Below are 13,211 nucleotides of genomic sequence, written 5' to 3' on the forward strand. Positions count from 1 at the left end.
CGCGCCCGGCGGTCTTTCCTCGTAATCCGAAGTCATACTCCTACCTGTGCTGTTAGTTCGCCTTGGAGAGATCGTCCTCGCGAGTCGGCTCGAATGATCTTGACCAGCAGCCTGGAGCGGGCCGCTCCAATGCGGAGCTTCCTTCGAAGGGTGTCCGCGGAGATCGGTCGGCGATGTGCATCCCAATGGCGTGCGTCCGCCTCCCTTGCCTGCTCAAGCAGATTTTCATCTACCATTCCGGAAGCTGGTTGAGTGCTTTTCTTGTCTACCGATGAGCCGACTGGCTTTGGGTCCTCCCCGGATGGCTCTGGCGCTGCCAGTCCGATGCGAGTTGGTGCGTCGGCGGACGGTGCCCGCGCCGTCCTTGTCTCGGCGAGCATCGCTTCAGCTGGCCGGCTCGCGGTTGCTAGCTCCCTTAACAGATCCGGGCCGACTTCAGCCCACCCGATCAACAGCAACGGACCCACCGCGTCAAACGCAGCCTTGCCGTATTCACCAGCGACCAGCGGTTCAGCTACGTTCAATGCCAGCGTCACTACGCTGGCGAAGATCAGCAGTCGCCGGGCGGGCCGCAGTTCTGCTGGCGTCACGCCTGCCAGGGCTAAGTGCCGACTACCGAGGAGTAGCCCGAGGATCGAAAGGTCGACCGCAGGTGCAACGAGCGGCGCGACCCAGGCAGGCACGCCGAGCCTGAGCGCGAGGTTGAGGACGTTGCCGAAGCCGAAGAGGAAGGTGAGGCCGACGACGACGCCCATGATCACGGTGACGGCCTGAACGACAGTGGTTCCGTCCGAACCCGATCGAGGCGACTTAGATGTACGACAGCTCATCGGGCACCACCTGCTTCGACGCGGGGGCGTCCGTGGGTGTCTCGCGTGGGGATGCCGCGTTCGCGCAGTTTGTTCAGCACGGTTGTGTGGTTGACGCCGAGATGGTCGCCGACTCGCGCGAGGGACCAGCCGAGGTTGTAGAGGTGGATGGCGTCGTCGACCTGCTCGGGCGAGAGGCCGCGGCGGCGCATCGCGACACCGTGCCGGTGGAGGATGTTGCTGACCGTTCGCCGCTCGATGCCGAACCTGTCGCCGAGCTCATACACCGTCGCGCCGGACCGGTAGTCGGAGATCAGCTGCCCGACCTGATCGGTGCCGAGTTGCCGGGCGCGGCCGGGGCGGTCGCGCTTGATCGACGGTGGCTCGGGTGTATCGAGGCTGGGGAGCTTCTCGCGGAGCTCTTCCAGGGCTCTGACCTGGTCTTTTGTGTTCGAGTAAGGTCCCCTAACCTCCACAGGGACCGGAGCATCGGTAGCCCCTTAACCGGGTCTGACCTGCGGTTTCGCAAGGTCGAGGGGTTACCGATCGGGTTTTGTCGATTTTGCCCCCAACTAGAACCCGCTTTCGACGAGCGGATGGTTTCGAAGCTGCAGTCGCCTTGGTGGCGGCAGATTTCGACGCCACGCATGTCGAACGGGGTCGCGTCGGCCGGGTCGGCGAGGAAGACGAACTCGGCGCCGGGGTCGATGTGGCGGCGGATGAGTCAGGCGCAGGCGGCGCGGTCGATGTGGATGTTGGCGCGGGTGGCTCATTTCACGAGAGCTGCTCTTGGGGTCGATGATGGGCTGGGCGAGGGTGTCGACGGCGGCGCTGGCCTGGTCGCGTTCGGTGGGTGGGAAGTAGTCGCGGCGGTGGTGGATGCGGCGCAGTTTGGCGCGTAGCCGCCGGGCCAGCGACAGTCGGGCGTTCTCGTCCCGGCTTGCTGCGGTGGTGGTCTCGGCGGTGACCTTGCCGGATTCGGCAGCACGGGCGGCGGCCAGGTCGCGTTCGGTGACCGTGGTGCCGGGGTGGGCGATCCGGATGGCGGCGTTGCCGCCGGCGTCGAGGATTCCGTCGGCGATCCAGTCGAGTGTTCGCGGGTGCGGGCGTCGGCCGGGAGGGCGATGAGGCCGTCGGAGATCTGCGCGACGCCGAGCCGCTTGAGCCCACCGGCCGTCCCGGCAATGGTGGCAGCTCACGCGGTAAACGGAGGTTGCGGTGGCCGTGCCATTGGCGCTCCTTCCGTTGAGGCGCCTGAACTTTCAGCCGAAGCGCCGCTCGGGCGGCGTGTCGCGTAGGGCCTCGCCGAAGGCGCGTAACCGGCCGACGACCTCGTCGGTGGGCAGGTCGTGGCGGGTAAGGGCGTTGGTGATCGCGCGGTAGGTGTCGGCTTCCAGGCCGCAGCGTCGGCACTCGTCCAAATGCTCCTGTATGCGGCGAGACGTCACGTCGTCGGTCTGTCCATCCAAATAGGACTGGAGAACTCGTGATACTTGCCAGCACTGGACAAGCGACAGGATCTTCACGACACACCTCCGGGAGTCGTAACCGCAGCCGTGGTCAGGTGTCGCCGGATTCGCGTGCGGGCGCGGTGCAGCCGGCTCATGACGGTTCCGACCGGGATGTTGAGGGCTTCGGCGGCGTCGGCATAGCCGAGGCCTTCGACGTCCACGATAGCGATGACCTGCCGGTACTTGTCGGGCAACGCGTTGAACGCGTCTTCGACTTCGGCGGCGAAGCACTGGTCGACGACGAGGTGTTCGGGGTTGCCGTCGTCGGCGTGGTGGTCGCAGAGGGTGTCCAGGGCCTGATCGGGGTCGTCGAGCAGGTGCGGTCGCCGGCGGCGGTGCCGGTTGTGTTCGGCATTGCGCAGGATCGTCAGCAGCCAGGCTCTGGGGTGTTCGCCGTCGAACCGGTCCATCGAGCGGTAGGCCCGCAGGAGGGTTTCCTGCACGAGGTCCTCGGCGTCGGCAGGCTGGCCGGTGAGCGTGCGGGCTACCCGGTAGAGGACGTCGGTCTCCGGCAGGACATAGCGCGCGAACGTGTCACCCCGGGTGCCAACCTCCGCCACAGCGATCCCCCTTCTCCCCGTCGACACTGGATGTCTGCCGTCGCGCCGAGGGCAACGTAGAAGGTCACGGCGGGCCCGAAGGGGTGATGTGTCAGGTGGCCGACACACTTGCCCGGCTTGGTTCTGGTGAACTTCTTCCGCCGTCGCACAGTGTCGGCGTGCTGACATTCGTGCTGCGGGGATTGGCCCTGGCTGGTGGGGTTGTGCCTGCACCCTGATCACGAACCTTGACCGAGGAGCGGCTGGTGGCGGAGCGGAAGCGGGATCGGGACGAGGTGTTCGTCGAGTACACCAAGAGCATCTGCCCGGTGTGCAAAGTGGTTCTCGACGCACAGGTCAACATCCGCGAGGACAAGGTCTACCTGCGGAAACGCTGTAAGGACCACGGCGAGTTTGAGGCACTGGTCTACGGCGACGCCCAGGCCTATCTGTCTTCGGCGCGGTTCAACAAGCCGGGCACGATCCCGCTGACCTTCCAGACCGAGGTCAAGGACGGCTGCCCGTCGGACTGCGGCCTGTGCCCGGAGCACAAGCAGCATGCCTGCCTCGGGATCATCGAGGTCAACACGAACTGCAACCTGGACTGCCCGATCTGCTTCGCCGACTCCGGCCACCAGCCCGACGGCTACTCGATCACCCTGGAGCAGTGCGAGCGCATGCTCGACGTGTTCGTCGAATCCGAGGGCGAGGCGGAGGTGGTGATGTTCTCCGGCGGGGAGCCCACCATCCACAAGCACATCCTCGACTTCATCGACCTCGCCCAGGCCAAGCCGATCCGCAACGTCACCCTCAACACCAACGGCATCCGCCTCGCGACCGACAAACTGTTCGCCGCGGCACTGGGCGAGCGCAACGGCCGCGCCGGCAAATCGATCAACATCTACTTGCAGTTCGACGGCTTCGACCAGCGCACCCACCTGGAGATCCGCGGCAAGGACCTGCGCGAGCGCAAGCGGCAGGCACTGGACAACTGCGCCGACGCTGGGCTCACCGTCACCCTCGTCGCGGCGGTCGAGCGCGGGCTCAACGAGCACGAGCTCGGTGACATCATCGAGTTCGGGCTCGCGCATCCGGCGGTGCGGTCGGTGTCGTTCCAGCCGGTCACGCACTCCGGGCGGCACGTCGAGTTCGATCCGCTGACCCGGCTGACCAACTCCGACGTCATCGAGCTGATCGCCGCGCAACGCCCGCACTGGTTCGGCAAGGACGACTTCTTCCCCGTGCCCTGCTGCTTCCCGACCTGCCGGTCGATCACCTACCTGCTCACCGAAGGAACGCCAGGGCAGCCGGACTTCGGGGTGGTGCCGATCCCGCGGCTGCTCAAGGTCGAGGACTACCTGGACTACGTGTCCAACCGGGTCGTGCCGGACTACGCGATCCGAGAAGCCCTGGAGAAGTTGTGGAGCGCCTCGGCGTTCATGGGCACTGACACCACCGAAGAGCGGCTCCGCCAGACCGCCGAAGCGCTCGACTGCGCCGACGCGTGCGGGGTGAACCTGCCCGAGGCCTTGGCCGACCTGACCGACCGGGCGTTCATGATCGTGGTGCAGGACTTCCAGGATCCCTACACGCTCAACGTCAAACAGCTGATGAAGTGCTGCGTCGAGGAGATCACCCCTGACGGCCGGCTGATTCCGTTCTGCGCCTACAACTCCGTCGGCTACCGCGAGCAGGTGCGCGCACAGATGTCCGGGGTGAAGATCGCCGACGTCGTCCCGAACTCGGTCGAACTGCGGCCGCTGCTGGTCGACTCGCCCTACGGCTCCAAAATCGCCGGAACCCCCGATGCCGCAGGCAACGGCAACGGCAACGGGCACCGGCCCGCGATCGCGCCGGACACCACCAACGTCGGCCGGCGGGCGGTGCCGGAATGAGCACGCCGGCCGAGATCAAGGCCTGCTGCGCCGCCTCCTACGGCAACGACGCCGTGGCCCTCGTGCTCGGCGAGTCCTACCATCCCGGCGGGCCGGCGCTGACCAGAAAACTCGCCGAGCGACTGCGGTTGCACAGCGGTCAGCGGGTCGCCGACATCGCCACCGGGCCCGGCGCGACCGCGCGGCTGCTCGCCGCCGAGTACGACGTCACCGTTGACGGCGTCGACCTCGGACAGTCCACAGTAGAACGCGCGACGGCAGCGACCGGCGAGGCCGGGCTGGCTGCCAAGGTGCGGTTCCACCTCGGCGACGCCGAACGGATCCCGCTGCCGGACAATGCTTTCGACGCCGTGGTGTGTGAGTGCGCGTTCTGCACGTTTCCGGACAAGGCCACCGCCGCAGCCGAGTTCGCTCGGATCCTGCGGCCGGGCGGCCGCGTCGGCATCACCGACGTCACGATCGCCGAGGGCGGGCTACCCGAGGAATTGGGGACGCTGGCGGCGTGGGTCGCCTGTATCGCCGACGCCCGCCCGCTCGCGGAGTACGCGGCGATTCTGGAACGGGCTGGGCTGCGTGTGGTGCACACCGAGACCCACGACGCGGCGATCGCGCGGATGATCGACGAGATCGACGCCCGGCTGCGGGTGCTGCGGATGACCGCGTCCGCCCGGCTGGCCGAAGCCGGGGTGGATGTCGAGGCCGTGCTGCGGTATGTGGCGCTGGCCAGGGAGGCCGTGGCGGACGGGCTCATCGGGTACGCCCTGCTCGTCGCCGAGAGGCGCGCTTCGGAAAGAGTGTTCGCCGGCTGACAGTCCTGCTCGGCACACCGTCCTCGCGTGGTTGCGGGAGAGCACGGTTGTGCTCGGCGAGGAGGCGACGTCATGCGGGACCGCGAACTGCACGCGCAGGCCGGCGTCTGGTGTCATCGCGAACCCTGTGTCGCGGTGCTGGTGATGGAGGGTGAGGCAGCGGACCGGTCGAACGGGGGTGCGATCGCGGCGGACGCGCTCTATCGGGTGGCCCTGGCCCACGGGCTGAGGTTGACGACCGATCTGGATCATCTCGCGCTGCAGCCCCTTGTTGGGTGGCGAATGCTGATCGACGGCAACCGGCGGGTGACTTTGCGGTGGCCGCGGTTCCAGCCACTGCTCGACCAGGCGCCACTCGGCCTCCCCACAGGTTGGGTGCGTCTGGCGCTCGCACGTCAGGTGGTCCTGGTGTTCGCTGGCTACGGCCTTGGCTTACATGAGCAGGCACGCACGGCAGCCCCCGGACTTGACCGGAGGCTGCGGTGCGCGGCCGAGGTGGGTGCTTTGGCCGCGGGCGCCGTCACCGTGTCCGTCCTCGAATCCTGACGCGGTGATGCGGCACCTCGGCCGTCACCGAGTCTGGCGGACCTGGACGCCGTGCCAGAACGCGACCCGGTTGCGGATCTTCTCCGCGGCCGGGTACGGCTGCGGGTAGGTCCAGGCCGCGTCGGGATTGCTCTGTCCGTCGACGGTGACGGTGAGGTAGCGCGCGGTGCCTTTCCACGGGCAGACCGTGGTCGTGTCGCTGGCCCGGAAGTGCTCCTGCCGCACCGATTCCGTGGGGAAGTAGGCATTGCCTTCGACTTCGACGATGTCATCGCTTTCGGCGAGCACGGTGTCCTGCCACACGGCTTGGTAGATCATGGGAATCCTCTCCTGAGCTGTCGGGGAGGAAACCCGGTAGGAGCGCCTGAACTTCCCAGTGATACCTACGGCACGGTGAGCTGGGGCACGCCGACGATCACGGTGACGACGTAGAAGGGCGGCGTGCCCGCGGGGAATCCCAGTAGTTCCGGGTCGGTGGCCGGTGGGTCGGGGCGCAGGCAGATCGTGGTGATGCCGAGCCCAGTGACGTGGTAGTCGAATACCGAGATCGTCGAGGTGCCGGTGATGCGGCCTTCGTTGGGCAGGGTGCTGCGGTCGTAGAGGTCGACGCGGCCGCGCAGCGGGAGCAGCCAGGTGGGCACGAGATCGGCGATCGGGCTTGGCTGGCAGGTGGGTCCGTTGTCGGGGATCCAGTGGATCGGGTCGCTGGGCAGCTGGACCTGAATATGCGCGCCGTTCGGCACGGTTTGCGGCATCCAGGTGCCGTTCCACCAGAACAGGTTGTCGCGTTGCTGCTGGGTGAACACATAGGCGTGGCCGTTGGTCAGCGGCTGGCCGCCGCCGTCGTCGGAGCCGGGCGCGGCGACAGCGCTAGAGGTGCACAGCAGCAAAACGGTCAGGGCGGCGATGGCCAGGTATCGGCGGCGCATGCTCACCGCCTCCGGTCGATGAGGATGTTGCCCATCATGCCGTTGTCCTCGTGGGGAAGGATGTGGCAGTGGTAGACGGTCTTGCCGATCGTGTCCGGCCGGAAGTAGGTGCGCATCGTGAACCGGCCGCGCGGAGGTAGCCGGAATACGTCCCACCACACCTCGGGGTCCGGGTACCAGGAGGTGTCGCCGGGCGGGATCCCTTGCACGTCAACGACTTGGAAGGGGTTGACGTGGATGTGGAAGGGGTGCTGGAAGACGTCCTCGTTGACGATCGTCCATTCCTCGACCGTGCCGGCTTCGACTTCTTGGTCGATGCGGTCCATGTCGTATTCCTTGCCGTCGATGAGGAATCGAACCCCGATGCCGTGCCGCCCGGAGATGTCGCCGGAGAAAGTGAGTGTGCGGCGGCGGGCCACCGGCAGGTCCGGCATCCGCGGCGGCTCGACCAGCTTGTCCGGGATTCGACCAGTAGCTGGCGGGCCGGTGACGATGAGGGTGGCGAGCTGGACGTAGGGACGGGCCCGCCAGGGTGGCCCTGGTCGTAGCGCTGCGCGTAGACCCGATACCGGCCCGGCTGTCCACCATGGACGATGAACTCAGCGCGGTTGCCCGAGGTGAGCATGAGGTTCGGACGGCGGCGCGGAGTGGCGAAGGGGATGCCGTCCTGGCCGATCTGGTGCAGGTCGTGCTCGTCGATGTGCAGCCAGAGCGCACGGTGCGGGCTGGCGTTGAGGAAGCGCCAGCGCTGGGTTTCGCCGGGCCGGATGGTGATCTCGGGCAGCAGTTGGCCGTTGATGGTGAAGTACATGCTGGACGGGATCGCGGGAATGCCGTTGAACGGGACTGGGCCGCCGGTGGGGATCACCAGTGTGGTGGGGACCTCGCCGTTGTCGTCGCCGATCCACAGTTCGTTGGCGACCAGGACCCGCTCGCGCATCTCGGCGATCTCGGGTACCTGGTCGATGTCGCCTTCGACGATGATCGGGCCGGACAGCCCGGCCCACCCTTGGTGGCTGGTGGAGCCGTGGAAGTGCGGGTGGTACCAGTGCATCCCGGCGGGGTGGTCGGCGGGGATGTCGTAGGAGTACTGGTGGGAGCCGAGCGGGTCGACCCGGACGAACACGTTGTCCGCCACGCCTTCCGGGGAGACCTGCAGGCCGTGGGTGTGGATGTTGGTGGCGATCATGGTCTGCGGCAGGGTGTGACCGCGCAGCATGTTCCCGGCGGCGGAGGGGACGCAGTCGAGCGTGCCGTGCGGGTGGCCGGTGGTGCCGGCGGTGTCGCCGGGGTGTGCCGCGCACAGCGGGGGCAGCTTGTTGAGCGGGATGCCCATCGGCCGCATCCGGTTGCGCAGCAGCAGCCGCATCCGGTCACCGGGGCGGACGCGCAGGATCGGGCCGGGCAGTCCGCCGTTGTAGGTGTCCAGCGTCAGCACCCGGTCCCGGACGTGCACCTGGGTCGCGGCCATGTCCAGCCGATAGTCCAGCAACCCGCCCGCGCTGCGGACCTCCGGCAGGTCGCGCAACCGGTCGCCATCGGCATCCGCCGCGGGCGCCATCGCGGAGCGGGGCAGCAGGACGCCGCCCAGTGCCGCCGCGGTCAGTCGGGTCAGAAACGCCCTGCGGTCCATCGAGTTCCTCCGACATCCACCCTCGTCTGGCGATGTCGACGAAACCCGCTCACCGGGGCGTCAGCACTCCACCGGGACCACAAAACCCCCGTACTGGGTGATCACCTCCCCCGGATCGGGTGAGAGTCAACCGGCCTTCTTTCGGCGACCGACTAGCGAGAGGACCGTACCCACGACGAAGCCGAGCGCGACGCTGAGCAACGCCTCGGTCAGCGGCGGGACGCCGAACAGAATGGGACCGGCCAGTGCGTCCCGCGCGGACAGCAGCAGCGTGACCGCGACAGCGATCAGTGCACCGCCGAAGGCGGTGAGGGCTGCTGCGCCGATCGGCAGCGGCCGTCCGGCTCGCAGTCGCCGGGCGATCGGCCAGGCCGCCGCGACCACGGCCGGCGCCAGGTGATAGCTGGTCGTCGGATTGGCGGTGGCGAGGGCGAACCAGCCGGCGGCTGCCAGCAGGGTCACGGCCAGGCCCGCCTGCCACGGACCTGCGGCGCGCGCCGTCATGCCGTCGACGTCGAGATCGGCGAGAACATCCGGCGCATGGGCTCGGACGGCGTCGAGGACCGCTCCGGCGCGCGGATTGACCATCGCGGTGTCGCCGACCACCACGGTGGGCACGGTCTCGTTGCCGCCCGCGACCGCCCGCACCCGCGCCGCCGCGGCCCGGTCCGCCCAGATGTTGACCTTGGTGACGGGCAGGCCGATCCGGTCCAGGTCGCCGAGCAGCCGCGAGCAGTACGGGCAGCCGGGCCGCCAGTACACCGTGGCCGCGGGGTCCGCGCTCATGACGCCGTGGAACGCCCGAACAGGCGGCTCCAGAAGCTGCCGTCGGGCCGCGGTTCGGGTTCGCCCTCGATCCGCACCGCGGGATAGAACGCGACGTGGTTCTTGATCCGCCGGGCCAGCGGACTGGGATGCGGGTAGTACCACGCCACGTCCAGCTCGCTACCGCGGTCGGAGGTGAGATTGTAGTAGCTCGCGAGGCCTTTCCACGGGCAGAGCGTCTTGGTCCGGCTCTCGGCGAAGTACTCGGTGTGCACCGAGTCCGGCGGGAAGTAGTGGTTTCCTTCGACGCGGACCGTGCGTGGCGCTTCGGCCAGCACGATCCCGTTCCACACGGCACGCAACATGACTCCATACCACCACTGCCGCCGGGAAGCGGGCAGCTGGACTGTCAGCACGCTGACACGTATCGAAGTGTGTCACCTCGCTGACACTCGACGGTGATCGGACGAGCATTCCCGGCGAGACGCTGCCACGCTGCATGTATGGCGTTGTCGAAGCTGCCGGCCGCGGCGATGGAGCAGACGATGCGGCTGCTGGGCACCGGTCCCGCGGCCGACCTGGCGATCCGGCAGGCCGCGTGGGTGGCCCGCTGCGTCGGCCGGGGCGAGGCGGCGCCGCTGGGCCGCGCCGACGTGGACGCGCTCGCCGCGACCCTGCGCACCCGGACCTACGAGCGTGGCGCGGTCCTCTTTCGCGGCGGCGACGCCGCGGACGGGGTGTGGATCGTGCAGCGTGGCCGGGTCGAGCTGTCGGTGGGTGCCGGGCGGCGCCGGTCCGTCGTGTACGTGCTGCAGCCCGGTGACGTCGACGGCGACATCCAGCACCTGCTCGACATGCCGCTGACCTACACCGCACGGGCGCTGGACGAGGTGACCGTCCTGTCGCTGGACGCGGCCGCGTTCGAGAAGCTGCTGGCCGAGCACCCGCAGATCGCCCGGCGATGGCTCTCCAGCGTCGCGCAGCGGCTGGCGACCAGCCAGAGCCGCATCGTCGGGTTGCTGGGGCGGTCGCTGACCGAGCAGGTCGCTCGGTTGCTGCTGGACGAAGCGGTCGACGGCGAGGTTCCGCTGCCGCAGCGCACGCTGGCCGCCATGCTCGGTGTGCAGCGCCCGTCCCTGAACAAGATCCTCAAGGAATTCGAACGAGCCGGCTTGATCGAGGTGCGCTACGCCGCCATCGGCCTGCGCGACCCGGCCAAACTGCTCACCACAGCCGGATAGGAGACGAAACCGCGATGTCCAACACCGTCGACGTGGTCGTAATCGGCATGGGCCCAGGTGGCGAAGCGCTGGCCGGCCAGCTCGCCGAGGCCGGCCTGGCCGTGGTGGGCGCCGACGCCCGCCTCGTCGGCGGCGAATGCCCTTACTACGGCTGCATTCCGAGCAAGATGATGATCCGCGCCGCCAACAGCCTCGCCGAGGCCCGGCGGGTGCCGGCCCTGGCCGGGCAGGCCGATATCCGACCCGACTTCGCGCCGGTGGCGGCGCGGACCAGGGACGAGGCCACCGACAACTGGAACGACCAGGTCGCCGTGGACCGCTTCACCGGCAAAGGCGGCCGGTTCATCCGGGGCCACGGCCGGATCACCGGCCCGCAGACGGTGCGAATCGGGGACGAGGAGTTCACCGCGACCCGCGCGATCGTGCTCAACACCGGCACCGACCCGGCCGTCCCACCGATTCCCGGGCTGGCCGCGACGCCGTTCTGGACCAACCGCGACGCCGTCGCGGCCGAGACCGCACCGGAGTCGCTGATCGTGCTCGGCGGCGGCGCGATCGGCCTCGAACTCGCCCAGGCCTTCGCCCGGTTCGGCACGCAGGTGAGCGTGGTCGAGGTGGCCGAGAAGATCCTGCCCCTCGAAGAACCCGAAGCCAGCCAGGTCCTCACCGACGTCCTCACCGCCGAAGAACTCGCGCTGCACACCGGCGCCCCCGCCCAGGCGGTATCCCACGACGGCACCGGCTTCACCGTCCGCATCCCCGACGGCGAACTGAAGGCCGAACGACTGCTGGTGGCCACCGGCCGCGCCACCGACCTCGCCGGGCTCGGCCTCGCGTCGATCGGGCTGGACACCGACCGCCAGTTCGTCGAACCCGACGAGTACCTGCGCATCGCCGACGGCGTTTACGCGATCGGGGACATCACCGGCAAGGGCGCGTTCACCCACGTCTCGATGTATCAGGCCGCGGTCGCCGCCCGCCACATCCTCGGCGAGGACGGCCCCGGCGCCGAGTACCACGCCGTGCCGCGGGTGACCTTCACCGATCCCGAGGTCGGAGCGGTCGGGCTCACCGAGGCCCAGGCTCGCGAGCGGGGCATCGACGTCCTCACCGCCACCACCGAGGTGCCCAGCTCCGCCCGCGGCTGGATCCACCAGGCTGGCAACGACGGCGTGATCAAACTCGTCCAAGACGCGAACCGCGGCGTCCTGATCGGCGCAACCTCGGTCGGCCCGCACGGCGGCGAAGTGCTCTCCGCGCTCGCCGTGGCCGTGCACGCCGAAGTGCCGGTCGACCGGCTCAAGCAGATGATCTACGCCTACCCGACCTTCCACCGCGCCATCGAAGACGCCCTGTCCCGGCTGTTCTGATCGTCACGGTGGTGTCCGCTCGCTGACACTCTCCCTGCCGCCGGGCGAGGGCCGCGGTTAGCTTCCTGGGTCCACGGTTGTGAGGTGACGAGGTGGCGGTCGACGTGGCTGGCGAGGTCTGCCGGCACACCGGCAGGCAGATGTGCCCGCGGTGTTCGTGGACGCGGCCGCGCGAGGCGGCGCTGCTGGTGGTGCGCGGCCGGACGGCACGCACGGCGTTTCCGGTGGCGCTCGTGGTCGGCACCGTGCTGTCGCTGGTCAACCAGGGCACGACGATCGTCGCCGACACGGGAACCACGAGCACGTGGGTTCGGGTGGCGGTGAACTACGCGGTGCCGTTCATCGTCGCCAGCGTGGGCTACCTCGCTGGACGCCGGACCTCAGCGGACGCCACGCCCTGGCCCCGTTACCTGGCCCGCTACCACGACGCCCGGCCCGGCATCACCGAACTGCTCCTGGAGCAGGCCACGGATCGGCGAGCGGAGCAGCCCTACGAGTGGCTGCTCGAACCGCTGCCCGGCCGGCATGCGGTGATCCTCGACCTCGCCTGCGGCTCAGCGCCCACCCGTGAGCTGCTTCCGGACGCGCGGTGGCTCGGCGTCGACTTCTCCGCCGGGGAGCTGGCGCTCGCGATGGCCGCCGGTCGCGGCCCGGTGGTTCGCGGCCGCGTCGAGCGGCTGCCGATTGGAGAGAACGCCGTCGGTGCGGTGTGCGCGGCCATGTGCTTGCAGGTGCTGACCCCGCTCGATGCGGTGCTGGCCGAGGTGAAGCGGGTGCTGCGGCCGGGCGGGACGCTGGTGGCGCTGGTCCCGTCCCGGATGTGGTTCGGGCGCGGACTCCTCGGCTGGTGGCGGGTGATGCGGGCCCTGGGCATCCGCTCCCAGCCCTGGCCCAACCCCGACGCCCGCGACGCGCTGCCGAAGATCCTGCGCGCGCACGGGTTCATCGTCGACACCAGCGAACGCCGCGTGTTCCGGCGCGAGATCGGCGATCCGCACGCGGCGGCTCTGCTCCTCGACGGGCTGTACCTTCCCGACATCGCGCCCGACCGGGTCGAGGCCGCGCGCGCCGCGCTGGCGTCCTGGGCGCTGCCGGGCCGGTGGCTGCCGTTTCCGCTGCGCCGCGTCGTCGCCCACCTGCCCGTCGCGGGGTGAGAGGAGAACC

Annotated in this window: 15 protein-coding genes and 1 pseudogene; 7 read left to right on the plus strand and 9 right to left on the minus strand. The window is 69.1% G+C overall.

The window, feature by feature from the left end:
* Window positions 1-32 precede the first annotated feature (32 nt).
* Window positions 33-755, minus strand: a complete 723-nt coding sequence (locus ATK30_RS24120; protein ID WP_208637662.1) for a hypothetical protein — start codon at window positions 753-755, stop codon at window positions 33-35.
* Window positions 756-814: 59 nt separating this feature from the next.
* On the opposite strand from ATK30_RS24120, the gene ATK30_RS47755 reads away from it, so the two are divergent.
* Complete coding sequence (locus tag ATK30_RS47755; protein ID WP_244194711.1) at window positions 815-1,711, plus strand: hypothetical protein; 897 nt, start codon at window positions 815-817, stop codon at window positions 1,709-1,711.
* A gap of 360 nt (window positions 1,712-2,071) precedes the next feature.
* Here the strand turns inward: ATK30_RS47755 and ATK30_RS24140 are convergent, their stop codons facing one another.
* Window positions 2,072-2,335 (minus strand): anti-sigma factor family protein, encoded by a 264-nt coding sequence (locus tag ATK30_RS24140; protein ID WP_013673445.1) that lies wholly within the window; start codon window positions 2,333-2,335, stop codon window positions 2,072-2,074.
* The gene (locus ATK30_RS24145; protein ID WP_013673446.1) at window positions 2,332-2,880 is read right to left on the minus strand and encodes an RNA polymerase sigma factor; all 549 of its coding nucleotides are present in this window, start codon (window positions 2,878-2,880) and stop codon (window positions 2,332-2,334) included. Before ATK30_RS24145 ends, ATK30_RS24140 begins: the two co-directional genes overlap by 4 nt.
* A gap of 245 nt (window positions 2,881-3,125) precedes the next feature.
* Between ATK30_RS24145 and ATK30_RS24150 the strand changes: the two genes are divergently transcribed.
* From ATK30_RS24150 to ATK30_RS24160, 3 genes are all read left to right on the plus strand, one after another.
* Window positions 3,126-4,754 (plus strand): radical SAM protein, encoded by a 1,629-nt coding sequence (locus tag ATK30_RS24150; protein ID WP_208637411.1) that lies wholly within the window; start codon window positions 3,126-3,128, stop codon window positions 4,752-4,754.
* Complete coding sequence (locus tag ATK30_RS24155) at window positions 4,751-5,563, plus strand: class I SAM-dependent methyltransferase (RefSeq protein ID WP_013673448.1); 813 nt, start codon at window positions 4,751-4,753, stop codon at window positions 5,561-5,563. Before ATK30_RS24150 ends, ATK30_RS24155 begins: the two co-directional genes overlap by 4 nt.
* A 72-nt stretch (window positions 5,564-5,635) precedes the next feature.
* Complete coding sequence (locus tag ATK30_RS24160) at window positions 5,636-6,109, plus strand: hypothetical protein (RefSeq protein WP_013673449.1); 474 nt, start codon at window positions 5,636-5,638, stop codon at window positions 6,107-6,109.
* Window positions 6,110-6,133: 24 nt separating this feature from the next.
* Here the strand turns inward: ATK30_RS24160 and ATK30_RS24165 are convergent, their stop codons facing one another.
* From ATK30_RS24165 to ATK30_RS24185, 6 genes and pseudogenes are all read right to left on the minus strand, one after another.
* On the minus strand, window positions 6,134-6,427 hold the full coding sequence (locus ATK30_RS24165; protein WP_013673450.1) for a DUF427 domain-containing protein: 294 nt from the start codon (window positions 6,425-6,427) through the stop codon (window positions 6,134-6,136).
* A gap of 65 nt (window positions 6,428-6,492) precedes the next feature.
* Window positions 6,493-7,038 (minus strand): hypothetical protein, encoded by a 546-nt coding sequence (locus ATK30_RS24170; RefSeq protein WP_101437553.1) that lies wholly within the window; start codon window positions 7,036-7,038, stop codon window positions 6,493-6,495.
* Between the two features lie 2 nt (window positions 7,039-7,040).
* Window positions 7,041-7,472 carry a multicopper oxidase domain-containing protein gene (locus tag ATK30_RS47315; RefSeq protein WP_369333444.1) on the minus strand — a complete coding sequence of 144 codons (432 nt, stop codon included), beginning with the start codon at window positions 7,470-7,472 and terminating at the stop codon, window positions 7,041-7,043.
* A gap of 122 nt (window positions 7,473-7,594) precedes the next feature.
* Window positions 7,595-8,671, minus strand: a pseudogene (locus ATK30_RS24175) (multicopper oxidase domain-containing protein); the annotation flags it as partial.
* A 126-nt stretch (window positions 8,672-8,797) separates the two neighbouring features.
* Window positions 8,798-9,457, minus strand: a complete 660-nt coding sequence (locus tag ATK30_RS24180) for a glutaredoxin domain-containing protein (protein WP_013673453.1) — start codon at window positions 9,455-9,457, stop codon at window positions 8,798-8,800.
* Window positions 9,454-9,801, minus strand: coding sequence for a DUF427 domain-containing protein (locus ATK30_RS24185; RefSeq protein WP_013673454.1), 348 nt, complete (start codon window positions 9,799-9,801; stop codon window positions 9,454-9,456). Before ATK30_RS24185 ends, ATK30_RS24180 begins: the two co-directional genes overlap by 4 nt.
* A gap of 138 nt (window positions 9,802-9,939) precedes the next feature.
* Here ATK30_RS24185 and ATK30_RS24190 point away from each other — a divergent pair, with 138 nt between their 5' ends.
* The 3 genes from ATK30_RS24190 (at window position 9,940) to nrtS (ending at window position 13,201) form a co-directional block, all read left to right on the plus strand.
* Window positions 9,940-10,677: a Crp/Fnr family transcriptional regulator gene (locus tag ATK30_RS24190; protein WP_013673455.1), complete on the plus strand. Its 738-nt coding sequence runs from the start codon at window positions 9,940-9,942 to the stop codon at window positions 10,675-10,677.
* 14 nt (window positions 10,678-10,691) lie between these two features.
* On the plus strand, window positions 10,692-12,047 hold the full coding sequence (locus ATK30_RS24195; RefSeq protein WP_013673456.1) for a dihydrolipoyl dehydrogenase family protein: 1,356 nt from the start codon (window positions 10,692-10,694) through the stop codon (window positions 12,045-12,047).
* A gap of 92 nt (window positions 12,048-12,139) precedes the next feature.
* Window positions 12,140-13,201: a nitrate/nitrite transporter NrtS gene (nrtS, locus tag ATK30_RS24200; RefSeq protein WP_013673457.1), complete on the plus strand. Its 1,062-nt coding sequence runs from the start codon at window positions 12,140-12,142 to the stop codon at window positions 13,199-13,201.
* Window positions 13,202-13,211: the final 10 nt, after the last annotated feature.

Source organism: Amycolatopsis echigonensis (assembly GCF_002846615.1).
In the GTDB taxonomy this organism is placed as follows: domain Bacteria; phylum Actinomycetota; class Actinomycetes; order Mycobacteriales; family Pseudonocardiaceae; genus Amycolatopsis; species Amycolatopsis echigonensis.